Below are 24873 nucleotides of genomic sequence, written 5' to 3' on the forward strand. Positions count from 1 at the left end.
GACCTCGGCCAGAGCGCGTGATCAGGTTTGCTGAACATTGTGGCTAATCATGAACTGCCATGACAACCGAGTGCGGAGGCCCTGAATCGCGGTCCGGCCCCGATTTCACCCGTGATCCGCCGATCTTCCGATGGCGTTCGTGTGCAGGGCGGCAAGAAAATGGCCAGCCACGGCTTTGCACAAATCGCCAGCTGCTTTCATACTTGCGTGCTGCCGGCGGATCTTCGGCACCAGCCATGAGCGGATGGATTCAGCCGGACCGGGCGCATTCATTCGGCGAGCAACCTGACGGTACGGAGTGACGCACATGCAGCAAAGAGACAATCACAGCAAGCTGATCGGCTACCTGCTCTGGCTTTTCGGCTTTCTCGGCGCCCATCGCTTCTATTACGGCAAGCCGGTGACCGGGACGATCTGGTTCTTCACGCTCGGCCTGCTGGGCGTCGGCTGGCTGATCGACCTCTTCCTGATCCCGGGCATGGACCACGAAGCTGACCTGCGCTTCCGCTCCGGGGCCATCGACTACAACATCGCCTGGCTGCTGCTGACTTTCCTCGGCGTCCTCGGCGTACACCGGATGTATCAGGGCAAATGGCCGACCGGCATCCTCTACCTGCTTACCGGCGGGCTCTTCCTGGTCGGCGTCCTGTACGATTTCTGGACGATGAACGAGCAGATCTCCCTGCGCAACGCCAGCCAGGCGAACTGATCGGTCATGAAGCTCAAGGACATCCCTGTCGAGACCCGCTTCGAATACCAGGGCCGCGTCTTCGTCAAGACGGGGCCGATCACCGCGACGGCGGAAGACGGCAGCCAGCGCTTGATCCCACGCTACGCCGATCTCCGGCCGATCGACCCGCTGCCCATCGAAACAGACGGGCGCGCGCGCCGCCAGCTCGATGAAACGAAGGTGCTGAACGCCTTCGACGCCTTCTACCGCACCTGCCTGCGCACCGCCGACGATTCTTCACGGCCGGAACTGGAGCTTGCGCGGCAGAGGTTTCTGGCGGAGCTGAAGTAGCGCAGACCCATTCCCGCCGTACGAGTGTCCGCGGTCGGAGGTCGTCCATGTTTCGGTTGGCTGCCGCCCGGCGGCAGATTGCGGTGAATGGCAGCTTCGCTGTCCGACGAACTCAAGTTTCCAACCCTGAAAAGCCGGCCGTGGCGTCGAAACTTCAGGGTCCGTGATCTCCGTGGCGCACTGGCACGACTCGGCCGCCCTCAGGCAGCATGCGGCCACAAGCGACCTTGGCCGATGACCCGGACCGGTCGTCGATACATCGGTCAGGGCTCGTCGCAACGATCATCTCGGGTCTGCCGAGCAGCGGGCTCTTGCCGCTGCCGCCGGGGCCGTGCAGGAAGACCCGCTCGCCGGCGGTGATTTCGAGATGCTCGACATCGGGACAGGGAACCCCCTGCCGCGGCCAGCGGAAGACCATGTCGCGAATGGCCAGCGCGCTCACCGGAGCCGTTTCACCAGCTCAGAACCGGCTTGGCGGGCGTCAGTAACGGCGAGCGCTGGCCGGCGACAGCCTTCCTTTCCCTCTCGTTCCGCGGCGCGCGCTCGAAACCGACGACCGCCTCGAGCGGCAATTCGAGCTCGATGGTCACCAGGTCATGGTCGATGGCCAGGTCCAGTTGGCCCTGCCCATGGACATGCGCCCGGTTCGTCGCGTGGACGGGACCGGGGAGCATAACGCTACGCTGATCGCGATCAACGCTCTGAAGGGCTCGTTTCCTCGGCGGAGGGCAGAAGGGCGTGGCCGCGGCTAGCGCAACGCCTCGAGCAAGACCCGGGCATTGTGGCGCATCATCGCCAGGTAGCTTGCGGCCGGTCCGTCGGTTGGCGAGAGTGCGTCGGAATAGAGCGTTCCTCCGATCCGGACTCCGGTCTCGGCGCGAATCTGCTCGACGAGCCGCGGATCGGAGATGTTTTCCATGAACACCGCCTGAATCCTTTCACGCTTGATCTGGCGGATCAGCGCCGCGACGCCGGCCGCGGAGGGCTCCGCGTCGGTACTGAATCCCGTCGGCGAACGGAAGCGCACGTGGTAGGCCTCGGCGAAGTATGCGAAAGCGTCGTGTGAGCTGACCACGGTGCGTCGCTCGGGTGGCAGGGCGTCCAGTTGGCGGCGGATCTCTGTGTCGAGCGCATCGATTTCGTCGATCAGGCGACTCGCGTTGCCTTCATACTCGCCCTTGCCGGCCGGATCGATGGTGGCCAGTGCCCGAGCGATGTTGCGCACATAGTGTTTCGCATTGCGCAGATCCTGCCAGGCGTGCGGGTCGACCCCCTCGGCGTGGGCGTGCGCGTCGCGCCTGCCTGGTGCGTGGCGGTCGGCCTGGCCGCTTGTCGGGAGCGGCGTGATTCCCCGGCTGGCGACGACGACTTCGCCACGGTACCCGGCCGAGCGGACCAGACGATCGATCCAGCCCTCGAAGCCCAGTCCGTTGACGATGACCACTTTCGCACGCGCCAGTCGTCGGGCGTCCGCTGGAGTCGGGGAGTAAACGTGCGCGTCCGCGTTGGGGCCGACCAGGGCATGCACCCGGACCCGCTGGCCACCGATCCGCTCGACCAGATCGCCGAGAATGCTGAAGCTCGCCACGGCCTCCAGCGGTTCGGCGCAGGCCGGAAGGGCAAGCAGGCCGACGAGCAGCGCGACGAGAGAAATCAGTCCCTTGGTCATTTCGTTCGCATCTCCGATGCCCTTCCTTGGGAGCCGCGGCGGGTGGAAAGTGCGCCAGCCACGCTGCCGGCAATCACCAGCCGGCATCACGAGCGAGCCGCAATGGCTTGGGCCGGGCCTCTTCGAGCTGCTGTTGCATGCTGAACAAGCGTGCGAAAATTGGAACACAGCGTTCTCGACAATGCAACCGTGTTGCATTGGGTCTCGATCAATGCTTTCATCGAATCATGGAGCGTAGTCACGATTCGTCCCCGGGAGGACAGCTTCGCACAGCGGGTCTGAAGCGGACGCCGGGTCGCCTTCGCGTCCTCGGTGCCCTGCAGGAAGCTCGCCAGCCGCTCAGTCACGCGGACCTCGAGCGGGTGCTGACTACCGACGCCCACCAGGGACTCGATCGCGTGACGCTCTATCGGGTTCTCGATTCGCTCGTCGCCGGTGGTCTGGCGCTCAAGGCCGTCGATGCGCACGGCGTATACCGGTACTCTGCGGCGGACGCACGGCAGCGCCACGAGGGCCACCTGCATTTCCGCTGCGTCGACTGCGGCGGCGTCTTCTGCCTCGACGAGTTGCCGCCACCGCCACCCAAGCTGCCCAACGGTTTCCGCCTCGAGGCGGTCGGTCTTGACGTCAGTGGCGTCTGTGCGAAGTGCGATCTGAAGGGCCACCCGAAGAGTGACGAGGATTCGAGCGACCGCTAGTTGCCGAGGAGTCCCCGGCAGTCCGCTTACCGCCGCGCCTCGATCCAGCCGGCGATCCGTTCCGCCGCCGATCGCCAGTGGGCGTCGAGCATCAGCGTGTGCCCGGCGCGAGGAATCACGGCCACCTCGCCCCCCCAGCGCGCGGCGATGAAGTCGAGTCCAGAGGCCGGAAAGAGCGCGTCGGCCTCGCCGCCGACGACGAGTACCGGCAGGGCCGGCAGACGCCAGGCGAAGCGCATCGGCAGCAGCGTCAGGTCGAGCAGTGCGCGGCGCGACTCGACGCCGAAGAGCGTCGCGAAACGGAGCACGTCCTCGGCGCTGGTCTCCGGCGAGTAATAGACGCGGCGCAGCGTCTCGACCGCTTCCGGCGTGACTTCGCCGTCGAGTGCGCGCGCGTGCTGGCTGAAGAACCCGGGGCTGGTCAGCGCGGTTCTCGCCGTCGCACCGAAAATTCCCGTCGCAGGAACCGGCGCGGTGAGAACCGCTGCCCGCGCCCGGCGCACTTTGAGGCAGCGTTCGACGACCACGCTGCCCATCGAGTGACCGATCAGCACGGGCGCTTCGTCGAGGGCATCGACGACCTGGCCGACGTCCTCGACGTAGTCGTCGAGGCCGAAGGCGTCGAGCCGCTCGCCGCCTTCGCTGTCGCCGTGGCCCGAGAGATCGGGCGCGTGGCAGTCGAAACCGCGTGCGCTGAACCAGGGGAGAAAGTGTACATCCCAGCACGCCGACGAAGCGTAGCCGCCGTGCACGAAAACGAGCGGCGGCAGCCTCGTCGATCCGACTGCCTCGCGGCGCCGGACATGGATTCGGCGAGCGCTCATCTCGCTGCACGACGACGGCCGGCTCGCCCGACGCGTGGCCGGCGTCTGCCGGTTTCAGATCCCTGTGACAGACCAGCGCCCTGCTGGCGCACTGCGGTCACGTCGTCGCCTTGACCCTTGCCGGGGCAGTCGTCGCCGCCGGGTCGTAAATGTGCTCGCGGGTCCAGGGTGCGACGCTTTGCCCCCCTTCCGGGGGCTTCTGCGCGAGGATCTGATGGATGTTGATCCACCCGTGGTCGAAGGCCCAGGCACAGCCCGCGAGGTAGAGCCGCCAGATCCGGTAGCGCTTCGTTCCCGCCTGCGCCTCGGCCCGGGCCTGATGCGCCTCGAGACGCGATGCCCAGTGCCAGAGAGTCTGCGCGTAGTGCGGGCGCAGCGATTCGACGTCGGTGACCTCGAGTCCCTGGCGGCTGATTTCGCGGATGGCCAGCGAGAGATGCGGCAGTTCACCATCCGGGAAGACGTGGCGGCGAATGAATTCGCCGGCGCCGCTGGACAGCTCGCGGCTGTCGGGATCGCTCGAGGTGATCCCGTGGTTGAGCACCCAGCCGCCCGGGCGCAGCAGGCGCTGGATCACCGAGAAATACGCCGGCAGCTTGGCCAGTCCGACGTGCTCGAACATGCCGATGCTGGCAATCCTGTCGAAGACTTCGTGGCCGGGGACGTCGCGGTAGTCCTGCAGCCGGATGTCCACGCGGCCGGCGAGCCCCTCGTCGTCGACCCGGGCGCGAGCGTAGTCGTGCTGATTGCGCGACAGCGTGCTTCCGGTCACCTGTGCGCCGTAGTGACGCGCCGCCCAGATGGCCAGCGCGCCCCAGCCGCAGCCGATGTCGAGCAGGCGATCGCCGGGACGAAGCATCAGCTTGCGGCAGATGTGCTCGAGCTTCTGTTCCTGGGCGGTATCGATGTCTTCCTCGCCGGTCCGGAAATAGGCGCAGGAGTAGACGAGCTGTCGGTCGAGCCAGAGGCCATAGAAGTCGTTCGACACGTCGTAGTGGTAGCCGATGGCCCGGGCGTCGGCCCGCCGGGTGTGCCGCAGGTGGCGCCACATGGGCAGCCGTCCGTGACGGTGGCGACCGTGGAAGGTGAGCTGGTCGGCGACGTGGATGACGTCGCCGAGCCTGCCGTCGATCTCGATCAGTCCGTCGAAGTAGGCCTCGGCGAGGCGGTTGAGACTCGGCGCGACGAGCGCGGGAATCGCCGCCGGCGAAGACAGGCGGAGCGTCACCCGTGGCTCCGGTCCGAGGACCACTTCCTGGCCGTTCCACAACTGCAGCCGCAAGGGGATTTCCTGCGACTGCCGTTGCTGCAGGAAATGGGTCAGGCGAGCTTCAAGGAGCATGTATCCCCCTCCACACAGAGCAAAGAGTGCAACATGAACAGGGGCCATTTCAGTTTAGCATGGACTCCTCGCGCTTCGCCGCTGACCAGCCATGACTCGGGAGCTTGAGTTAGAATCGGCATGGCGCCCGCGAAACGACGGGTCGGCGCGTGCACACGGAGGAGACGATGCTACGGCAACCATTCGATCTGAACGACATCATCCACGAGCCGTCCGACGAACAACTCGACGAACTGATGGAAGCGGTCGCCGAAGAAGCGCGGAAGCACTCGGAGGTCGCGCGAACACAGTTGATGCTCCGCCTGCGCGCCGAACTCACGGCGATCCGGCCACCGCCGCGACCCGAGGCATGAACAATGGGACGCGCCCGCGGCTGATCGTCGTCGCCGGGCCGAACGGTTCCGGCAAGACATCGATCACCCAGCAACTCCTGATGCACGAGTGGATGGGCGGCTGCGTCTATGTCAATCCGGACTTCATCGCGCGCGACGAATTCGGCGACTGGAACTCGCCGCAAGCGGTCGTCCAGGCTGCACGGCGGGCGACCGAGATCCGCGAGCACTGTCTCGAAAACCGCCTGAGCCTCGCTTTCGAGACGGTGCTCTCGGCGCCGGACAAGATCGACTTCATCCGCCGCGCGCACGACGCCGGCTTCTTCATCCGCCTGTTCTTCGTCGGCACCGACGATCCGTCGATCAACGCCAAGCGCGTCGCCATGCGCGTGATGGAGGGCGGACACGACGTGCCGATTCCGAAGATCATCTCCCGCTACACCCGGTCGCTCGCCTGCTGCTATTTCGTCGCCTGGCTCGCCGACCGGACCTACGTCTACGACAACTCGGTCGATAACGCGCGTGCCCGGCTGCTTTTCCGCGCCTCGGAGGGACGGCTGGTCAAGGTGTACGGCGAGATCAACCTGTGGGCTCGCGAAATCGCGCAGCGTCTGCTGCCGCCGCTGTCCAACGACCTGCCGACGGTTGCCGCGGCGCTCGCGCCGGAACCGGGAACAGAATTCTCGGCCCGCCTGTGCGGCGAGACCTGATCTACGCCGGCGCGACGCGTCGCACCCTGCAGCGCTGCGACGTCGCCCTGTCAGAGCGCCAATCGGACCAAGACACCCGGCCTGATCCGACTCTGGCTCGCCCATCTTCGCCTCGTCAAGTCGCGCATGGGCCGCTCGGCCACGGAGATCATCGACGGCAGTCCGTGGTCGGCGACCCGCCGGGTCGACCGGCCCGCCGGCTACCTGACTATGGTCACCGGAATGTGGGCGAAGTGAAGAACCTTCGTGGTCACTGAACCGAGGAGCAGGCCGGCGATCGCCGAGACGCCCCGGCTGCCCATGATGATCTGGTCGCAACCGATTTCCTCCGCGCGCCTGGCGATCGTTCGTCCGATGTCGCCGACCAGCACCTCGGCCGTATAACGGATTCCGGCGGCGTCGAGCCGCCTTCTGGCCGCCTGCAGGACGTCCTCACCCTCCGAGAGCTGCAGCGCCGAGATTTCCTCGGGGGTCAGCACCCGCCGAACTTCCCAGGAATCGATCGGCTCGCGCACGTGAAGCAGATGGAGATCGATCGCTTGCTGATCGCGGATCAGTGCGACGACGTGGTCGACGGCGTGCAGTGCGTTTTCCGAGCCGTCGAACGGGACGAGAGTCTTGAGCATGGCTTTCCCTGGTCAGCTGAACGGCGAGGTGGCGAGCATCGGACGCGGAGCGACCGTCGACGGACCCGGAGAACTCGGCCCGTTCGGCCGGGCGACTAACCTGGCCTCGGTCGGCGCGCTCAGCTTCGCCTTGTGCGGTGGGCGAGGCTGCCAGCCGACGATCAGCAGCAGCGCGATGAAGCCGAGCACATAGGCGACGGTCACGTGCCACCCGTGGACCAGCCAGCGGCCGGCCGACCGGGCCTCCGGGAACATGTTCGCCAGCGCGACGCCGGCCGACGAGCCGAACCAGATCATCGAGCCACCGAAGCCGACTGCGTAGGCGAGCATGCCCCAGTCGTAGCCGCCCTGGGCGAGGGCCAGCGCGGTCAGCGGGATGTTGTCGAAGACCGCCGAAACGAAGCCGAGCCCCAGCGCAGTCTGCCATGAAGCCTGCGGGAGCTTCTCGACGGGCATCAGCGACGCACAGAGGACCAGCGAGAGCAGGAAGACGCTGCCCTTGAGCGCTTCGGGGAGCAGCCGCCACTCCGGCCGACGCACGGGTGCGGCGAGGAGCAGGGCCACCCACACCGCGGCGCCGAGGAAAGGGAAGCGGTCCGAGGCCGCGGCAAAGAAGACGTTGACCGTCACGTTGGTGGCCACCGCGGCGACCAGGATGAAGCCGACGATCAGCACGCGCGGCCAGTCGACCGGCTCGTTCCGCCCATCGGGTGCGGCGATCGGCGCGTAGCGGTGCTGCTGCAGCGCGGCGACGATGCCGCTGACCAGCAGTGCGGTTCCGGCGGCGACGTAGGCATGGGTGACGTCGAGCGGACTCACGCCATCGATCCACATCATCGTCGTCGTCGTATCGCCGACGACGCTGCCCGAGCCGCCGGCGTTCGACGCGGCGACGATCGCTGCCAGGTAGCCGATGTGGATCCGGTGCCGGAAGACGATGCGCGCGATCGTGCCGCCGATCAGCGCAGCGGCGATGTTGTCGAGAAAGCTCGACAGCACGAAGATCATCGCCAGCAGCATGAAGCCGCCGAGCCAGCCGGCCGGCAGGTACCGAGGCAGGGCTTCGGGTACCCGGCTGTCCTCGAAATGACGTGCGAGCAGGGCGAAGCCGAGCAGCAGGCCGAGCAGGTTGCTGAGCATCACCCATTCGTGTTGCAGATGCACGGCGAGTCCGGTGAGCCCCGGCCCGGCGGCGAACCCGGTGAAGGCGAGCTTGTAAATGCCGATCGTGATCAGCCCGGTCAGCGCGACCTGCAGCGTGTGGTGATGGAACAGGGCGACGCCGAGCAGCGTCAGCGCGAAGAGGACGAAGTCGACCGGAATCCCGAGCACCTGCGGTCCTTCACCGGCGCTGCCGGTCGCGGCCTCGGCGCTGCCGGCGGAAAAGATCAGTACCAGCCAGAGTGCTGGTCCGAGGCGATGGGCGAGCTTGCGGAGCATGAGCCGGGCTTTGCGGAGTTCGACTGCTCGCGATTGTAGTCGAAAGTTTCCGGCGAGCTCGAGTGGTCGGTGCCGTGCCAGGCGCAGGGCCTGCCGCGCAGCCCGGAATTCGTCCGAGCCTTTCCGTGAGGCAGCGAGCGAAACGCCCGGGTCGTCGATCCACGGCGGGTTGGTGATCTGGCAGGCGCCGGAAATCGGCGCTAGGTTTGCCGGAATCTTGCGTGCGTCAGGATGCTCGGCCGGCGGATCGTTCGGCCCGCTCAGCGGGTCTTCCGGGCGATCCGCGTCCGGCGCTTCGCGAAGTTTCGCCGGGGCGCGCGGTGGAGTACGCGCGCGAGATTCCCAAGCCCGGTACGACGCTGGCGATCGAGGGGATCCGTTTCACGATCCCGCGCGCGACGCCGCAAGCGATCCAGGAGGCGCAGATTTGCTGGTGAGCGCGTCGCGCTCTGCTCGTCTCCGGGCCTCGTACCGGGGCCTACCGCCGGCCGACCTCAGTGCCGCCAGAAGGCCGGCGTCAGAACGACCAGCAGCGTGAAGATCTCGAGTCGGCCGAGGAGCATCGCCCAGCAGCACACCCAGGTCTGGAAATCGCTGAGCACGGCGTACGTCGTCGTCGGTCCGACGAGGTTGAGCCCCGGCCCGGTGTTGTTGATACAGGCCACGATCGCCGAGAAGGCAGTGATGGCGTCGAGCCGCGTGGCGATCAGCAGCAGGGTCAGCGAGACGATGCTGACCACGTAGATGAACAGGAATCCGAGGATCGCGTGCAGCACGTGGTCGGGCATGACCACGTCACCGAAACGGACGTTGTGCAGGCCGCGCGGGTGCATCGCGCGCAGCAACTCGCGGAAGACCTGCTTGTAGAGCACGACGGCGCGGATCATCTTGATGCCCCCGCCGGCCGATCCCGAACAGGCGACGAAGCTGCCGAGAAAGAGAATCCACAGTTGGGCAAAAAGCGGCCACTGCGCGTAGTCGGTGATCGCGAAGCCGAGCGAAGTGGCCAGGGACACCGAGTGGAAGGCGACGTAGCGGAAGGTGGTCAGGAAGTCGTCGTAGATCCCCTCCGGGAGCAGGTAGATGGTCAGCGCGACGCTGCTCAGCGCGAGGAAGCCGAGGAAATAATGCGCTTCGCGGTCGGATCGGTATGGACGCAGCGAGCGCTTCGCAAAAGCCAGGAAGTGGGTGCTGAAGTTGATCCCGGCGAGCAGAGCGAAGAAGACGACGACGAGTTCGATTTCGAGGCTGTCGAAATGGCCGAGGCTGCCGTCCTTGGTCGAAAAGCCGCCGAGGCCCATGATCGAGAAGGCATGCATCAGCGCGTCCCACGCGGGCATGCCGGCGTAGTGCAGGGCGAGCGCGCAGGCGATCGTCAGGATCACGTAGACGACCCAGAGGCCCTTGGCCGTCTCGGTGATCCGCGGAGTGACCTTCGAGTCCTTCATCGGACCCGGCGTTTCAGCCTTGAACATGCCCCGGCCACCAAAGCCGAGTAGCGGCAGGATGGCCACGGCGAGGACGACGACGCCGAGTCCGCCGACCCAGTGCATGAACGTGCGCCAGAAATTGATCGACAGCGGCAGCTCGTCGAGCCCCGAGAGCACCGTCGCTCCGGTCGCGGTGAGCCCAGAGACGGCTTCGAAGTAGGCGTCGGTCCACGACAGTCCGGCAATCTGCAGGTACAGCGGTAGCGCACCGAAGGCGGGGAGCAGCGACCAGATCAGCGCGACGAGCAGAAAGCTCTCGCGCACGCGCATCTCACGCTGGTGTCGGCGAACCGACAGCGAAAGCAGCGCTCCGCAGGTCAGGGTGATCAGGACCGCCTCGTCGTACGCGCTGTGTGCGCCGTCGTCGGTCAGCCACGAGACGCTCAGCGGGATGAGCATCAGCGCGCCGAAGCCGGCGACGAGGATGCCGAGAATGTACAGGACCGGTGCAAAACGGCTGATCATCGGTGGTCGGGCGTCAGGGTTGGAGTTTGCCGGCATCGTCCCGCGCCTGGCGGCCGCTCTCCCGCCCGGCCCGAACCGTGGGCCGCGGCGACGACCATCGGGTGTCGTCGAGGTGGGGGCGTATGGACTTGCCGGGGATTTGCCGGTAACATATTTTTACATGAACCAGGCAAGTATCGCCGTTTGCTGCCAGAGGCGTCAATCCGGCCCCCCGCACGACGGAGCGAAGGCGCTCCCACCGGTGTGCGTCCAAGGAGTCGGCAAACTGGACGCTGCCGATCGCGGTCGGCACGACTCTGGTCGGTCGCCAGGCCGTCGCCGGGCAATCCGGCGTCGGGTGGCGAGGGTCGATGGGTGGGCTCGTGCCCGTTCGAGCGAGGCGTGGGCGCCAGGGGCGCCAAGCCCGGGAGCGCTCGTCACGGGCTTCAGCCCCGAAGGCGGATGATGCTCGGCTCGGTCTCCCGTGTCGCGCGCGAACTGCTCCACGAGGCGTCGCGCGACCTTGCACCGACGCTGATCGTCGTCGCCCTCTTCCAGGCTTTCTTCATCCAGCGCCTGCCCGACAGCCCCGGCGGACTGATCGGCGGCTTCGCCGTCGTGCTGGTCGGTCTCGCGCTGTTCGTCAAGGGCCTCGACGCGGCGATCTTCCCGGCCGGCGAGACGATGGCTTTCGACTTCGCACGGCGCGGCTCCTTCGTCTGGCTGATGCTCTTCGCTTTCTGCATCAGCTTCGCTTCGGTCGCCGCCGAACCGGCGCTGATGGCCGTCGCCTACAAGGCCGAGGTGGTTTCGGGGGGCAGCATGGGCGCGCTGACGCTGCGTCTCGTCGCCGGGCTCGGCGTCGGCCTGGCGGTCGTCGGCGGAGTCTGGCGGATCGTCGCCGGCGACTCGATCGGCAGCTACCTCGTCCCGGGCTATCTGGTGGTCATCGCGCTGACCTGGTTGGCGCCGCCGCAACTGGTCGGCCTGGCCTTCGATTCGGGCGGTGTCGTCGCGTCCACGGTCACCGCGCCGCTGCTCACCGCGCTCGGCGTCGGGCTGGCGACGAGCATCCGCGGCCGCAATCCGCTGCTCGACGGCTTCGGGCTGATCGCCTTCGGTGCCCTGGCGCCGATGGTCATCATCCAGCTCTACGGAATCGTTTTCTTCGAGCCTCCGGCGGCCGGCACGCCGGTGGTCATGATGCCCAGCGACGACCAGCATCAGTACGTCGCCGTCGAGATGCTGATCGACTTCCTGATCATGGTCAGGAACCTGCTGCCGATCATCGCGGTCGTGCTGTTCTCGAGTTTCGTGATCCTCAGACGGCCGCTCGCCGATCCGAAAGGACTGGCGGTGGGCATGGTGCTCGTGGCGGTCGGTCTTTTCCTCTTCGACGAAGGGTTGCAGGTCGGCCTCTTCCCGCTCGGCGACGAGATGACCAACGGGCTGATGCGCGACGGCGTGGCGATCTGGGCGATCCACCTGTACGGTTTCCTGATCGGCTTCGCGACGACGATGGCCGAGCCGGCGCTGATCGCCCTGTCGATCAAGGCCGACGAGGTCAGCCTCGGTCAACTCGACGGCTTCTGGCTGCGCTGCCTGGTGTCGATCGGCGTCGGCATCGGCATCGTCATCGGCTGCGCGCGGATCCTCCACGGTACGAACATCGCCTACTGGCTGATTCCGGGCTACCTGCTCGTGCTGGCGATGGCCGTCGTCGCTCCGCGCTTCATCGTGCCGATCGCCTTCGACTGCGGGGGGGTGACGACGTCGACGGTGACCGTCCCGCTGGTCACTGCGCTCGGCGTCGGTCTGGCCGAGCGGACCCCGGGGCGGGACCCGATGATCGACGGCTTCGGGCTGATCGCCTTCGCTTCGCTGCTGCCGATGATCATCGTCATGGCCTATGGCATGCTGGCCACCTGGATGCTGCGCACACGAAGAACTGCTGGGGAGGAGGGAGAATGAAGTTTTCGGCGGTAGTGGTCATCGTTCCGGAAGAAGACGAGAACCGGGCGGTCGAGATCGTCAAGCAGGCCGGGGCGACCGGAATCACCATCCTCAAGAGCAAGGGACTGCGCCACAACGAGCGCAAGACCTTCCTCGGGCTTGGGCTGGAGCGCAAGGAATCGGTCCTCGTCTGCGTCGTCGAGAAACAGCTGGCGATGCGTATCCTCCGGGCGGTCAAGATCGAGATGAAGCTCGATCTGCCGGGCGGAGGGCTGGCTTTCTCGCTGCCGGTCGGCAGCGTCGTCGGCATCGGGCTCGAACAGATGGAGGCCTTCCGGCGCGAAGTCGAGGGGGAACTGTGAGCGGGGGTCCGCGCCCGGACCCGCCGCCGAGACGAGCAGCCGGGTCGACAACCTGGCCGCACGACCGATTGACTGACAGAGTTTGAGGATCCATTGCCATGCTGGTTGCCGGAATCATGAAGCGCAAGGTGGTCACGATCAGCCCGCTGGCCACCGTCCGCGAGGCGTTGATGCTGATGAAGGAGCGCGGCGTCAAGTCGCTGGTCGTCGAGAAGCGTCACGCCGGCGACGCGTACGGGCTGATCGCCTACCGCGACGTCGCCCGGGCGGTGATCGCCGACGATGGCGACATCGACCTGCTCAACGTCTACGACATCGCCCAGAAGCCGGCATTGCAGGTCTCGCAACATCTCGAGGTGCGCTATCTGGCTCGCCTGATGATCCAGTACTCGGTGAAGAGCGTGTTGGTCATCGACAACAACGAACTGCAGGGCTTCGTGTCGGATACCGACGTCGTCGGCAGCCTGATCGAGCGGGCGATCAGCGGACGCTAGGAAAGAGTTCGGGTGGACAGGATCGTTCGTCGTTATTCGGCGTATTTTCCGCGCTGGTGCCAGGCCTTCGGAGATCACCAGCCGGATCCGGGCGGCGAGGGCCGGGCCGTCGAGTGGCTCGTCGGTAGCGAGAGCGTCGGCGTGATCCTCCTGCCGGAGGTCCGTCACCGGCTGATGCGCGAACTGCTCGCCGAGCGCAAGCCCGACATCGAATTCCGGCCGCAATCGATCCGTCTCAACGGCCGCGAGTTCAGCGAGGCGGGCGTGCTCAGACACGCCGGTTATGCAGCGCTGAGGGAGTTGCTCCTGTCCAGAGAAGAAGTGCACATGTTCCTGAGCTATCACCTGATCTACCCGAGCGGAACGCGGATCCTCACCGCTTCGAGCCGGCCACCGCTGCCGCTGCTCTACAAGGAGATGGCAGCGCTGCAGATCGCCGTCTACGAGTAAACGCCGGCGGGCGATCGCCGGTCCCGGGCAAGGGGAACGGGAAACGGTGCGTGGTCAGCGCGTCGGCGGTGCTTCCCGTGGCTCGGTGAGCCGCTCGATCATTGCCCGGACGGCGCTGATCTGTCGGCCGTCGCGGGTCGCGTAATCCTCACCCGAATAACCCCACCAGTCCCAGCAGGCGAAGGGGTTGCTCAGCCATTTCCAGGAGCCGATCGCTGGTCCGTAGCGCGCCGTCGTCTGCGGGTAGAGGACGATCAACCGGTTGTGGTCGGCCCAGTTGTTGTAACCGGCGCCGTCGACGAAGCGCCTGCCGATCTGCCCGGCGCTCTGGCGGCAGCCGTGAAAGACGACATGCACGCGGCAGCTCGCGCTGCGGCAGACGGTCGGGACATAGACGTAGCCGTCGTCAGCGAGGCTGGCGTCGATCGCCTTGCCTTTGACGAACGGTCGCTGGTCGAAGGCGATCGTCTCGCCGGTCGGATCGGCGACGCGTGGCTGTAACCGGCCGAGCATCCAGGCGAGCATCTGGCCGGCCGCGTCGAGGTCGCCGCAGCGGTTGATGTACGGCGCCTGGAGCTGGTCGCAGGCCGTGGCCAGCGGATCGGCGACCGAGATCATCGCGTGTGCGGCGTCGGCGACGTGCAGCGACTCGATCGATCGGGGTGGCAGCCATTCGGCGTAGAACGCCGCGAGGCGGTCGACGACCTCAGGCGCGACCGTCCGGTCCCTGCCTCCCGAGAGCAGCCAGACCCGATCGTCGCGCAGGTCGTCGAGCGGGTCGATCCGTCGTCCGCGGGCCAGCGCTTCGGCGTTTGCGCGCAGCTCGGCCACCGTCGGCAGCGGTGCCCAGGAAGAAGGCGCCATGCAGCTCGTCAGTGCCCGCCAGATCGAGCCACCGGCACAGCCGTAGGGTCCGCCGGCGATGATCCCGGCGCCGGAGACGAGCCGCGAGTGGGCGACCTGGAACTGGACGGCCAGGTAGGCGCCCGAGGACACGCCCGAGACGGTCAGACCGCGCGGGTCGGCAGCCAGCGCGGGCAGCGCCGGAGCGGCGCTGGCCAGTCCGTGGCTCAGGCAGAGGGCCGCGAGCACGATGCGCGCGCTCGCCGGACAGCGGTTGGCCGGGCTCATGTCGGGTTGCCGTGACGCGGCAGGCAGGTAAGACGAGATCAGCGGATGATGCTAGCAGACTTTGCGCACCGCTGCGCCTTGTTTCGCCGGCCGCTGCTCCCTAAACTGCCGCTTCCCATTGACCGCTGCGAAAAGGCCCGCCATGTACACGTCCACCGTCGCCATCGACTCGAAGCTCCCGTGGGTCGGGACGACCATCTTCACGGTCATGTCCAAGCTCGCCGCCGACTGCGGGGCAATCAACCTCTCGCAAGGTTTCCCGGACTTTCAGGCCGAGCCGTCGCTGTTCGACGCCGCAGCGCGGGCGATGCGCGAAGGCAGGAACCAGTATCCGCCGATGGCCGGAGTCCCCGAGCTGCGCCTGGCGATCGCTGCCAAGGTGGCCGCGCTGTACGGGGCCGCCTATGATCCGGAGAGCGAGATCACCGTCACCGCCGGGGCGACTCAGGCGATCTTCACGGCGATCGCCGCCTTCGTTCGTCCCGGCGACGAAGTGATCGTCTTCGAGCCGGTCTACGACAGCTACGTCCCGGCGATCGAGACGGTTGGCGGGCGCGCGGTCCATACACGCCTGCGCTTTCCCGAGTATCGGCCCGACTGGGAGGAAGTGGCCGCGCTGATCGGCCCGCGCACGCGGATGATCGTCGTCAATTCGCCGCACAATCCGACCGGCAGTCTGCTCGACGCTACAGACCTGGCGCGGCTCGCCGATCTGACCCGCGACACGGACATCGTCGTCCTCGCCGACGAGGTGTACGAACACATCGTCTTCGACGGCGCCGTGCATCGGAGCGTCGCCGGCAATCCGGAGCTGGCGGCGAGGAGCCTCGTCGTCTCGTCGTTCGGAAAGACCTATCACATCACCGGCTGGAAGGTCGGCTACGTGCTCGGCGCTGCCGAGCTGACCAGCGAGTTCCGCAAGGTTCACCAGTTCAACGTGTTCACGGTCAACACGCCGTGCCAGGTGGCGATCGCCGAGTACATGGGCGACGCGTCGCGCCATCTCGCGCTGGCCGCGTTCTACGAAGCGAGACGTGAGTGCTTCCGCCGCGAACTCGGCGGCTCGCGCTTCACCTGTCTGCCCTGCCGCGGAACCTACTTTCAGCTGGCCAGCTACCGCCGTATAGCCGATCTGCCCGACCGCGAATTCGTCCGCTGGCTGGCCTGCGAGGCCGGGGTCGCGGCGATCCCGGTCTCGGCCTTCTACCACGACGGTCACGACGAGCGCGTCGTGCGCTTCTGTTTCGCCAAGCAGGAAGCGACGCTCGCCGCAGCCGGTGAGCGACTGCGCAGGGTGTAGGCGACCGTTCCCGCTTCACAGTCGGCGGGGACTGCTCCTATAATCGGCCAAGGATCCCCATCCCACCCCAACTCGAGCACACCGAAAGCGAGGAAGACGATGAGCATGCTGCAGGAATTCAAGGAATTTGCCATGAAGGGCAACGTCATGGATCTCGCCGTCGGCGTGATCATCGGCGGGGCCTTCGGAAGGATCGTCGAGTCGGTCGTCGGCGACCTGATCATGCCGTTCATCGCCTGGATCATGGGCGGCAGGCTCGACTTTTCCGGGATGTTTCTGGTCCTCGGGACGATTCCCGAGGGCACGGCGAGGACGCTCGACGCGCTGAGGAAAGCCCAGGTGCCGGTCTTTGCCTATGGCAATTTCCTGACCATCCTGGTCAACTTCGTGATCCTCGCGTTCATCATCTTCATCATGGTCAAGCAGGTCAATCGGCTCAGGAAGAGCGAGGCCGCCGCGCCGCCGGCTCCGGAGCCGGAACCCCAACCCGCCGAGGAAGTCCTGCTCCTGCGCGAGATCCGCGACAGTCTGAAGAAGTAGCCGACGCGCCGCGTGCCAGCGTCTGCGGCAGGCGACGCGGGGCCAGGGGCCGCGTCAGTCCGCCTGTCGCTTGCCCGGATCGGCGGCGATGACCACCGTCAGCCGGTCGGAGTCGATGTACTTGCGGAAGGCGGCATTGACCTGCTCGGGGCGGGTGGCCAGCAACCGGGCTTCGCGCTCCCTGGCCAGTTCCCAGGTCCGCCCGAGGTCGAGTAGGGAAGTCCAGCGCGAGGCGACGGTGCTGTCGTCGGCGCGCGCGATCGCTCGCGCGTCGACGATGCTCTTCTTGGCCTGGGCGATCTCCTCGGCCGTGAAGCCGTCGCGACGCGCGCGCTGCAGCTCCTCGAAGATCGCCTTCTCGGCGCGCGCGGCATTCTGCGGTGCGACCATCGCCGCCAGCGTCCAGGTCGACAACCGCTGCCGCGACCCGAGGCTGAGGCTCGACCCGACGCTGTAACTCAGCCCGTCCTTCTGGCGCAGCCGGTCCATCAGCCGGTTGGTCAGCCCACCGCTGCCGCCAAAGACGTGGTTGGCGAGCAGCAGCGCCGGCATATCCTCGTCGTCGTCGCGCAGCGGCAGGTCGATCCGGGCGCGAATGATCGCGCTCTCCTTGTCCGGGGTGTCGATGACCATCCGCGCCGCCGGGACCTCGCGGTACGCGCGTTCGACGCGTCCATACGCCGACGGCGAAGGCTGGCTGGCGAAAAGCCGGCGGATCTCGTCGACTACCGGGGCCTCGTCGAAGTCGCCGACGATGGCGATCTCGCCACGCGCCGTGCCGATCAGCTCGCGCCGGTAGGCGAGCACGTCGTCGAGACTGACGCTGCGCAACTGCGCGATCCGCTCGTCGAGCGGAGTGTAGTGGCGCGGATCGCCGGGTGGGTAGGTGTTGAAGTGGGTGAGCAATGCGTCGGCCGAGAGGTCCTCCGGGCTGTCGAGTTGCGCCTGAAGCGCGGTCAGAGTCTGCCGGCGGAGTTCATCGAACTCGGCCGGCGGAAAGCTCGCCTCGTGGTAGATATGGGCGACGAGGCGGAGCGCCTCGGGCAGCTTCTCGCGAGTCGTTTCGAACTGCGTCAGCCCGCCGCGCATCTTCAGACGGATGATCTCGTCGGCGATCTGCTGGCGACTCAGTTGCCGGGTCCCGCGGCTGAGCATCGCCACCGCGAGGCTGCCGCTGAGGCCGCGGCTGCTCAGCGAGCGCTCGTCGCCCCAGCGAAAGCTGATCGCCACGTTGACCGTCTGGCCACGGTTCCTTTTCGGCAGCAGGGCGAGTTTCAGGTCGCCGATCGTCTCGATGCGTGTCCGCCGGTCGAGGTTCTCGTACGACGAGTCGAAAGCCTCGCCCGAGTCGCCCTTTTCGTTGGCCCTGAAGCCAGCGAGCCGTTCGGCCGGCGCCGGGGCGACCGGGACGACAGCGCGCCGGGGGGAGTCGTCGGGGATGAAGCTGCCGAGCACGCGATTGTCGCGGACGAAGTAGCGGCCGACTGCTGCGTCGAGCTGCTCGGGCCGGATCCGTTCGAGCTGCTCGCGGGCGAGGAAGAAAAGTCGCCAGTCGCCGAGTGCGATGTACTCGGAGAGCAGGATGGCGAAATCCTCAGGATCGGCCAGCGCACGTTCGTGCGCCGTCCGCGCTTCGTCGACCACCCGCGCCAGTTCGCTGGCCGTCACCGGCTCACGCGCGAAGTCATCTTCGACCACCTCGATCAGGCGCTCGCGTACTCGTTCGATCGACTCGCCCTTGCCAACGATCGCTCCGAAGACCGCGAAGCCGGGCTCCCTGGCGTCGACGTTGTAGGCAAAGACATGGCTGGCCAGCCCGGGTTTGACGAGCGCGTGGTAGAGGCGCCCGTTCGGCGTGTCACCAAGCACTTGGCTGGCCATTTCAAGTGCTTCTGCATCGGGGTGGAGGCCCGACGGCGTCCGGTAGCCGACGGCGACGATCTGCACCTCGCCCTTGCGCCGGACGACGAACTGGCGCTCACCGTCGGCGGTCGGTTCGACCGTCCACTGCGGGATCAGGCTGCGGACCGGTCGCGGGATTCTTCCGAAGGCGGCGACGACCCAGCGCAGGGCCTTTGCTTCGTCGAAGCGGCCGGCCACCGTCAGTACGGCGTTGTCCGGCTGGTAATACCTGCGGTAGAAGGCCTGGAGGTTCTCGATGCGCACGTTCTCGATGTCGCTGCGCGCCCCGATCGTCGCGTTGCCGTAGTTGTGCCAGTCGAAGAGCAGCGACTGCATACGCTTCTGCATGACGCTTCCCGGGTCGTTCTCGGCGATCTCGAACTCGTTGCGCACGACGCTCATCTCGCTGTCGAGGTCCTTGCGCGCGATGAACGAGTTGACCATCGCGTCGGCGGTCCAGGCCAGCGCCCAGCGCAACTTCTCGTCGCTGGCCGTGAAGCTCAGGTAATAGTTCGTCCGGTCGAGCCAGGTCGTGCCGTTGACGTGGAATCCGCCAGCCTCGAAGTCCTTGTCCGGGTTGGGGAAACGCTTCGAACCCTTGAACAGCAGGTGCTCGAGCAGATGCGCCATGCCGGTCTCGCCGTAGTTCTCGTGACGCGATCCGACGAGATAGGTGATGTTCACCGTCGCGGTCGGTCGGCTCGAGTCCGGGAACAGGATCACCCGGAGCCCGTTGGCCAGGCGGTACTCGGTGATGCCCTCGACGGTGGTGACCCGGGTCACGCCGGTCGGCGGCGTCGTCGACGCCTGAGCGCTCGCCGACGCCGGAGCGAAGGCCAGCACAAGCCAGGTCAGCAGCCAGCCCAGGACGTTGATCGACTGGTTCATCGCGCGGCACACTCCGGAAGAGCGGTCGTGGGTCCCGATCGGGAGGAGCCGGGGACGAAGCCCGGCAGGGGCAGAAAGAGAACGGCCCGCTCAGAGGGAGGGGCTGGGCGGGCCGGGTGCTGCCGTCAGTGCCAAGCAGAGGAGGGGGGATAGCCTGGCAGAGACGGGACGAATTCTAGCCAGCGGCAGCCGACCGGTCTGTTGTCTTTGTGTAACGGCGTGTGCTTGCCTGGTGCACGCGTTGCTGCCGGCATTCCGCACGAGCCGCCAGCCAGCGAACTGGCCGCATCCGGACTCCCGCCGGATGGTCCTCGGCCGCGCAGCTCCGACCGACGCCCGGCCTGGTTTCGGCCATCCATCCGCTGCCCCGGCCTTTGTGGCATCATTGGCCGCTCGGGCCCGCGCCCGCCAGACCGGCGGAGCCGCTGCGTCCCGGAGCCATCGTCATTGAGGAAAGGAATCTTGCCATGAGTCAGCAAACCCGGGATCAGGAGGTCGGCATCGCGACAGTCCTTCTGCAGCGGATGGAAAAGGAGCGGCTGCCCAGGGCCCTCGATCTGAAGGCCAAGGTCGACGCCGGCGGGTGCCTGGACGACCTTGATATTGCCTTCCTCGAGCGCGTCTTCGCCGACACCCAGGAGATCACTCCCTTCCTCGAACGCCACCCCGAGTACCAGGAGGTGGTCTCGAAGATGGCCACCCTCTACCAGGAGATCACCGCCCGGGCGCTCGAGAACGAGAAGTCGGGCTGATCGGCACCCCGCGGCTGCCGCGTCAGAGCCCGAGCAAGCGGCGCGTGTGCCGCGCGATCATCAGTTCCTCGTTGGTCGGCACGACCCACACCGAGCAGCGACTGTCGGCGCGGGTGATCCGCGCGTCGCCCCGCTCGTTGGCCGCTTCGTCGAGCTCGATGCCCAGCCAGCGTGCCTTATCGCAGACGAGCTGGCGGATCCGCGCGCTGTTTTCACCGATCCCGGCGGTGAACACCAGCGCGTCGAGTCCGCCGAGCACCGCGGCCAGCGCGCCGAGCTCGCGGTTGATGCGGTAGACGAAGTGCTCGATCGCCAGCCTTGCGCGCGGCGCGTCGCTGGCCAGCAGCACGCGCATGTCGTTGCCGATTCCCGAGAGGCCGAGCAGGCCTGAACGCTTGTAGAGCAGGTCTTCGATCTGCTTCGCCGAGAGACCCTCCTGCTGCAGCAGGTAGAGGACGATTCCCGGGTCGATGTTGCCGGGTCTTGTGCCCATCATCAGCCCGTCGAGCGCGGTGAAGCCCATCGAGCTGCCGACGCTGTGCCCGTGATCGAGCGCGCACATGCTCGCGCCGCTGCCGAGGTGCGCGACGACGACGCGGCCGTCGGCGACTTCGGGAGCGACTGCCGGCAGCGTCGCGGCGATGTATTCGTACGACAGGCCGTGGAAGCCGTACCGGCGGACGCCGCGCTCGTAGTACTCCCAGGGCAGGCCGTAGAGTTGACCGACCGTGTCCTGCGTGCGGTGGAACGCCGTGTCGAAACAGGCGACCTGCGGCAGGTCGGGTTGAACCTCCTGGACGGCGCGGATCGCCGCGAGGTTGTGCGGCTGATGCAGCGGCGCCAGCGGCACGAAGGCTTCGAGCCGGCTGATCACCGCTTCGCTGATCAGCGCCGGCGCCGAGTAATCGGCGCCGCCATGGACGACGCGATGCCCGACTCCGGCGAGCATCCCGCCGTCGAAACGCGAGCGCAGCAACTCGGCGATTCGCTGCAGCGCCTGCGCATGGGTCGCCACCTCGCTGGTGTCCCATGACTTTTCGGCGATGCTCTGGCCGCTGCCGTCTCTGGCCTTGAGCCGCGGTGCGGTGCCCAGTCCCTCGACCTGACCGCTGGCGATCGCGCGCAGCTCGCCCGCTTCGGGAACCACGAAAATCGAGAACTTGATGCTCGACGACCCCGCGTTGAGAACCAGTATCGCCTTGTCCATTTCAGCCTCCGCTCTTCGTCTGGATCGGCGCACTGGCCATCAGACAGGCGACCGCGCACGAGGCGAGCCTGGTCCGCCGGTTGTCGGCCCGGCTGGTCAGGATGATCGGCACGCGAGCGCCAAGGACGATCCCGGCACCGTCGGCGTAGCTCATGAAGGTGAGTTGCTTGGCGAGGATGTTGCCGGCGGCGAGGTCGGGGACGACGACGATGTCCGGGTCGCCGGCGACGACCGAGTCGATCTTCTTGATCCGTGCTGCTTCGCTGCTGATCGCGTTGTCCAGGGCCAGCGGGCCGTCAAGGATCGCCCCGCTGATCTGCCCGCGATCGGCCATCTTGCACAGCGACGCGGCGTCGGTCGTGCAGATCATCCGCGAGTTGATCACTTCGACCGCGCAGATGATCGCCACCTTCGGTCTTTCGACTCCGAGGACGTGGGCCAGGTCGATCGCGTTCTGGCAGATGTCGCGCTTGGTGTCGAGGTCGGGGGCGATGTTGATCGCCGCATCGGTGACGATCAACGGCTTGTGATAGGTCGGGACATCCATCAGGAAAGCGTGGGTGATCCGCCGCTCGGTGCGCAGACCGGTCTCGCGGCTGACCACTTCGGCCATCAGCTCGTCGGTATGCAGGCTGCCCTTCATCAGCGCCGCCGCCTTCCCCTGGCGAACGAGTTCGACGGCACGGAAGGCCGCCGCGTGGCTGTGCGGAACGTCTTCGATCGCTGCCCCCGACAGGTCGAGTCCGTACTGCCCGGCGATCGCGCGCAGCCTGGCCTCCGGAGCGACGAGGATCGGCGTGATCAGCCCCTCGCGCGCGGCTTCGAGCGCCGCACCGAGAGACGACTCGTCGCAGGGATGCGCGACGGCGACCGACACCGGCGGCAGTTTCTGGCAGAGTTCGACGAAGCTCGCGAAGCGGTCGTGGCTCTGGATCGACACCTGAGCCGCGTCGGGCCGAGTCATGGTGACTTTGGTGTCCGGAGCGACGACCCGCGCCGTGCCGGTCATGATCGTCTCGCCGCGTCCGTTGACGCCGCGGCAGGCGAAGGTCACGCGCCGGCCCGCGGCTTCCTTCGCGGTCACCGTGACGGTGATCGTCACCGTTTCACCGATCGGCACCGGGGCGAGCAGATCGAGGTCCTGCCCGGCGTGGACCGTTCCCGGCCCGGGGATCTGGTTGCCGAGCAGGCCCGAGATCTGCGCTCCGAGCCACATGCTCTGCGCGCCGAGGTCCGCCGGGCCAATCTGCCGGTCGAGCTCGCTGTCCAGGTAGGTCGGATTGATGTCGCCGGAAACGGCAGCGAACAACTGGACGTCGCGCAGCGTCAGCGTGTGCGTGACGCTGGCGCTGTCGCCGATGGCGATCTCGTCGAAGGGGCGGTTGTGGAGGGTTTCGCTACTCATCGTGAACTCCGCGAAAGGGTTGCGGGAGCTGGGTTGCCGGTCTGCCTGGAGATCGGCCTCCGCGGCAGGTTCCGGCGGCAAACGCCCCGGATTTTACTCTCCTCGCCGCTCGTCCTCCACTTCCTCGGCAGTCGCCACCTCGTCGCGGCCGCGCCACTGGCGGATCGCCTGGCGCATCGTCGGATACGCCCGTTGGCGCAGCGACTCGTCGGGATGGCCGGTCGTCTCGAGCCAGCGCTCGAACTCGATCTGGCGGCCGGCGAGCGTCATGGTGATCCCCCGCGCGGCGAGTTCGGCGTCGAGCCGCTCGAGCGTGTCGATTCCGGTGATGTCGATGCTGGTCATCGGCACGAGGTCGAGCACGACGCGTTCGACCGGCGCTTTCTGCCGGGCGATCGCGTGATGGACCTCGCTGCGGAAATGGCTGGCGTTGAAGAAGACGAGCGGTCCGCAGAAGCGCAGCAGCAGCAGGCCGTCGATCGGTGCAGCATCGGGGAAGAGGTGGCGGGCGTAGAGCCCGGCGCGCCCCGGGACATTGACGAGTTCCTCGCAGCTCGGGCGGGCGACGCGGCGGATGAACATCAGCAAGGCGAGCACGACGGCCAGGACGATCGCCTTGATCGCGCCGAAGGCGAGGACACCGAACATGGTGATCGCGCCGAGGATCAGTGCCGCGCGCTCGACCTGGTGGTAGCGGCGGAAGACCTGCATGTCGAGCAGCGACCACGAGGCGAAGAGCAGCACGACGCCGAGCGCCGGAATCGGCAGCCAGGCGAGCGAACCGGTGCCCACGAGTAGCAGCAGGCTGATCGTCACGGCGGCGACGATGCCGACCATCTGCGTGCGGCCGCCGTTGGCGTCGCTGACCGCGGTTCGCGAGTCCGCACCGGTCACCGCGAAGCCCTGGCTCAGCGCGGAGGCGATGTTCGCCAGCCCGAAGGCGGCGAATTCGCGGTCGACGTCGATGTCGTAGCCGTTTCGTTCGGCGAAGCTGCGCGCGGTGAGCATGCCGCTGGTGAACAGGACGAGAGCGAGACCCGCGGCCGCACCGGCGAGGTCGCCGATCTCGTGCAGCGGCAGGTCTGGCCACTCGAGATCGGGGAGCCCACCGGCGACTGGGCCGATCAATGCCACGCCCATCTCGTCGAGGCGCAGCAGCCAGGCCGCCAGCCCGGCGAGGATCATCGTCACCAGCGAAGCCGGCACACGCTTCGACAACCGCGGGACGACGAGCATCACGACCACGCAACCCGCCGAGAGGAGAACCGTCGGCACGTGGGCCCCGATGATCAGTTGGGGAAGTTCGACGAGCTGGCGGAAGAAGCGGGTCGCTTCGGGCTTGCTGCCGAGAACCTTGCCCGCCTGGCCGATCATGATCGAGATCGAGACGCCGTTGAGCAGCCCGACGAGGATCGGTCGGGCGAGGAAGTCGGCGAGCCCGCCGAGGCGCAGGAAGCTCGCCGCGACGCAGAAGACTCCGGTGAGCAGCGTCAGGGCAATGGTCAGCGACAGGTAGAGGCCGCTGTTGCCGGAGGCGAGCGGGGTGACCACCGTCGCGATCATCGCGCAGGTCGCCGCGTCGGGGCCGATGACCAGCTGCCGTGAGGTGCCCGCGAAAGCATAGACGATCATCGGCAGGATCGACGCGTAGAGGCCGGTCGACGGGCTGAAACCGGCGAGTTCGGCGTAGGCGATGGCCACCGGAATGGCCACCGCGGCGACCGACAGGCCGGCCCTGAGGTCGTGCGGCCAGTCGGCCGGGCGGTAGTCGAGCAGCGGCTGGAGGCCAGGGAGCAGGCGGCCGATCTGGCTGAAAACGGGCATTCGGATCCTCCGGGAGTTTCGGCGCGCGCCGGTCGTCGCCCGCGAGGCGAAGCGGGCGCGCAGATTCTA

General features: G+C 67.1%; 25 protein-coding genes. 12 read left to right on the forward strand and 13 right to left on the reverse strand.

What is annotated here, in order from left to right:
* Positions 1–307: 307 nt before the first annotated feature.
* Complete coding sequence (locus NFW05_RS03800; protein WP_295302907.1) at positions 308–709, forward strand: TM2 domain-containing protein; 402 nt, start codon at positions 308–310, stop codon at positions 707–709.
* A 6-nt stretch (positions 710–715) separates the two neighbouring features.
* Entirely contained in the window at positions 716–1021 is a 306-nt protein-coding gene (locus tag NFW05_RS03805) for a hypothetical protein (protein ID WP_295302908.1), read from the forward strand.
* 154 nt (positions 1022–1175) lie between these two features.
* On the opposite strand, the gene NFW05_RS03810 is transcribed toward NFW05_RS03805, so the two are convergent.
* The 3 genes from NFW05_RS03810 to NFW05_RS03820 all read right to left on the reverse strand — a co-directional run bounded on the left by NFW05_RS03810 (position 1176) and on the right by NFW05_RS03820 (position 2690).
* Positions 1176–1463: a hypothetical protein gene (locus NFW05_RS03810; RefSeq protein WP_295302909.1), complete on the reverse strand. Its 288-nt coding sequence runs from the start codon at positions 1461–1463 to the stop codon at positions 1176–1178.
* Between the two features lie 10 nt (positions 1464–1473).
* Positions 1474–1695, reverse strand: a complete 222-nt coding sequence (locus NFW05_RS03815; RefSeq protein WP_295302910.1) for a DUF2796 domain-containing protein — start codon at positions 1693–1695, stop codon at positions 1474–1476.
* Positions 1696–1769: 74 nt separating this feature from the next.
* Complete coding sequence (locus NFW05_RS03820) at positions 1770–2690, reverse strand: metal ABC transporter substrate-binding protein (protein WP_295302911.1); 921 nt, start codon at positions 2688–2690, stop codon at positions 1770–1772.
* A gap of 227 nt (positions 2691–2917) precedes the next feature.
* On the opposite strand from NFW05_RS03820, the gene NFW05_RS03825 reads away from it, so the two are divergent.
* Complete coding sequence (locus NFW05_RS03825; RefSeq protein WP_295302912.1) at positions 2918–3388, forward strand: transcriptional repressor; 471 nt, start codon at positions 2918–2920, stop codon at positions 3386–3388.
* A 26-nt stretch (positions 3389–3414) separates the two neighbouring features.
* On the opposite strand, the gene NFW05_RS03830 is transcribed toward NFW05_RS03825, so the two are convergent.
* Together NFW05_RS03830 and NFW05_RS03835 are read right to left on the reverse strand one after the other, a co-directional pair.
* Positions 3415–4212: an alpha/beta hydrolase gene (locus NFW05_RS03830; protein WP_295302913.1), complete on the reverse strand. Its 798-nt coding sequence runs from the start codon at positions 4210–4212 to the stop codon at positions 3415–3417.
* A gap of 97 nt (positions 4213–4309) precedes the next feature.
* Entirely contained in the window at positions 4310–5554 is a 1245-nt protein-coding gene (locus NFW05_RS03835) for a cyclopropane-fatty-acyl-phospholipid synthase family protein (RefSeq protein ID WP_295302914.1), read from the reverse strand.
* Between the two features lie 167 nt (positions 5555–5721).
* Here NFW05_RS03835 and NFW05_RS03840 point away from each other — a divergent pair, with 167 nt between their 5' ends.
* A complete protein-coding gene (locus NFW05_RS03840) occupies positions 5722–5907 on the forward strand; it encodes a hypothetical protein (RefSeq protein ID WP_295302915.1) in 186 nt (61 codons plus the stop codon).
* On the forward strand, positions 5904–6596 hold the full coding sequence (locus tag NFW05_RS03845; protein WP_295302916.1) for a zeta toxin family protein: 693 nt from the start codon (positions 5904–5906) through the stop codon (positions 6594–6596). The genes NFW05_RS03840 and NFW05_RS03845 overlap by 4 nt, the downstream gene beginning before the upstream one ends.
* Positions 6597–6796: 200 nt before the next feature.
* Here the strand turns inward: NFW05_RS03845 and NFW05_RS03850 are convergent, their stop codons facing one another.
* The 3 genes from NFW05_RS03850 to NFW05_RS03860 all read right to left on the reverse strand — a co-directional run bounded on the left by NFW05_RS03850 (position 6797) and on the right by NFW05_RS03860 (position 10617).
* Positions 6797–7222 (reverse strand): universal stress protein, encoded by a 426-nt coding sequence (locus tag NFW05_RS03850; protein WP_295302917.1) that lies wholly within the window; start codon positions 7220–7222, stop codon positions 6797–6799.
* A 12-nt stretch (positions 7223–7234) separates the two neighbouring features.
* On the reverse strand, positions 7235–8662 hold the full coding sequence (locus NFW05_RS03855; RefSeq protein WP_295302918.1) for a citrate transporter: 1428 nt from the start codon (positions 8660–8662) through the stop codon (positions 7235–7237).
* Positions 8663–9156: 494 nt separating this feature from the next.
* Positions 9157–10617: a potassium transporter TrkG gene (locus NFW05_RS03860; protein ID WP_295302919.1), complete on the reverse strand. Its 1461-nt coding sequence runs from the start codon at positions 10615–10617 to the stop codon at positions 9157–9159.
* Positions 10618–11058: 441 nt separating this feature from the next.
* Between NFW05_RS03860 and NFW05_RS03865 the strand changes: the two genes are divergently transcribed.
* The 4 genes from NFW05_RS03865 (at position 11059) to NFW05_RS03880 (ending at position 13855) form a co-directional block, all read left to right on the forward strand.
* Positions 11059–12567, forward strand: coding sequence for a DUF1538 domain-containing protein (locus NFW05_RS03865; protein ID WP_295302920.1), 1509 nt, complete (start codon positions 11059–11061; stop codon positions 12565–12567).
* Positions 12564–12911 (forward strand): transcriptional regulator, encoded by a 348-nt coding sequence (locus NFW05_RS03870; RefSeq protein ID WP_295302921.1) that lies wholly within the window; start codon positions 12564–12566, stop codon positions 12909–12911. Before NFW05_RS03865 ends, NFW05_RS03870 begins: the two co-directional genes overlap by 4 nt.
* Before the next feature lie 98 nt (positions 12912–13009).
* Complete coding sequence (locus tag NFW05_RS03875) at positions 13010–13405, forward strand: CBS domain-containing protein (RefSeq protein ID WP_295302922.1); 396 nt, start codon at positions 13010–13012, stop codon at positions 13403–13405.
* Between the two features lie 12 nt (positions 13406–13417).
* The gene (locus NFW05_RS03880) at positions 13418–13855 is read left to right on the forward strand and encodes a hypothetical protein (protein ID WP_295302923.1); all 438 of its coding nucleotides are present in this window, start codon (positions 13418–13420) and stop codon (positions 13853–13855) included.
* A gap of 54 nt (positions 13856–13909) precedes the next feature.
* Here the strand turns inward: NFW05_RS03880 and NFW05_RS03885 are convergent, their stop codons facing one another.
* On the reverse strand, positions 13910–14986 hold the full coding sequence (locus tag NFW05_RS03885; RefSeq protein ID WP_295302924.1) for a poly(3-hydroxybutyrate) depolymerase: 1077 nt from the start codon (positions 14984–14986) through the stop codon (positions 13910–13912).
* A 142-nt stretch (positions 14987–15128) separates the two neighbouring features.
* Here NFW05_RS03885 and NFW05_RS03890 point away from each other — a divergent pair, with 142 nt between their 5' ends.
* Together NFW05_RS03890 and mscL are read left to right on the forward strand one after the other, a co-directional pair.
* Positions 15129–16286 (forward strand): pyridoxal phosphate-dependent aminotransferase, encoded by a 1158-nt coding sequence (locus NFW05_RS03890; RefSeq protein WP_295302925.1) that lies wholly within the window; start codon positions 15129–15131, stop codon positions 16284–16286.
* A 99-nt stretch (positions 16287–16385) separates the two neighbouring features.
* The gene (gene mscL / locus NFW05_RS03895; protein WP_295302926.1) at positions 16386–16826 is read left to right on the forward strand and encodes a large conductance mechanosensitive channel protein MscL; all 441 of its coding nucleotides are present in this window, start codon (positions 16386–16388) and stop codon (positions 16824–16826) included.
* A 54-nt stretch (positions 16827–16880) separates the two neighbouring features.
* On the opposite strand, the gene NFW05_RS03900 is transcribed toward mscL, so the two are convergent.
* A complete protein-coding gene (locus tag NFW05_RS03900) occupies positions 16881–19616 on the reverse strand; it encodes a pitrilysin family protein (protein ID WP_295302927.1) in 2736 nt (911 codons plus the stop codon).
* Between the two features lie 467 nt (positions 19617–20083).
* Here NFW05_RS03900 and NFW05_RS03905 point away from each other — a divergent pair, with 467 nt between their 5' ends.
* Positions 20084–20368 (forward strand): hypothetical protein, encoded by a 285-nt coding sequence (locus tag NFW05_RS03905; RefSeq protein WP_295302928.1) that lies wholly within the window; start codon positions 20084–20086, stop codon positions 20366–20368.
* 22 nt (positions 20369–20390) lie between these two features.
* Here NFW05_RS03905 and NFW05_RS03910 read toward each other — a convergent pair whose 3' ends face one another.
* The 3 genes from NFW05_RS03910 to NFW05_RS03920 form a co-directional block, all read right to left on the reverse strand.
* Positions 20391–21575: an acetate kinase gene (locus NFW05_RS03910; RefSeq protein WP_295302929.1), complete on the reverse strand. Its 1185-nt coding sequence runs from the start codon at positions 21573–21575 to the stop codon at positions 20391–20393.
* A 1-nt stretch (position 21576) separates the two neighbouring features.
* Complete coding sequence (locus NFW05_RS03915) at positions 21577–22980, reverse strand: bifunctional enoyl-CoA hydratase/phosphate acetyltransferase (protein ID WP_295302930.1); 1404 nt, start codon at positions 22978–22980, stop codon at positions 21577–21579.
* 93 nt (positions 22981–23073) lie between these two features.
* The gene (locus NFW05_RS03920) at positions 23074–24804 is read right to left on the reverse strand and encodes a SulP family inorganic anion transporter (protein ID WP_295302931.1); all 1731 of its coding nucleotides are present in this window, start codon (positions 24802–24804) and stop codon (positions 23074–23076) included.
* Between the last annotated feature and the right edge of the window lie 69 nt (positions 24805–24873).

The sequence above is a fragment of the Accumulibacter sp. genome (assembly GCF_023806625.1).
In the GTDB taxonomy this organism is placed as follows: domain Bacteria; phylum Pseudomonadota; class Gammaproteobacteria; order Burkholderiales; family Rhodocyclaceae; genus Accumulibacter.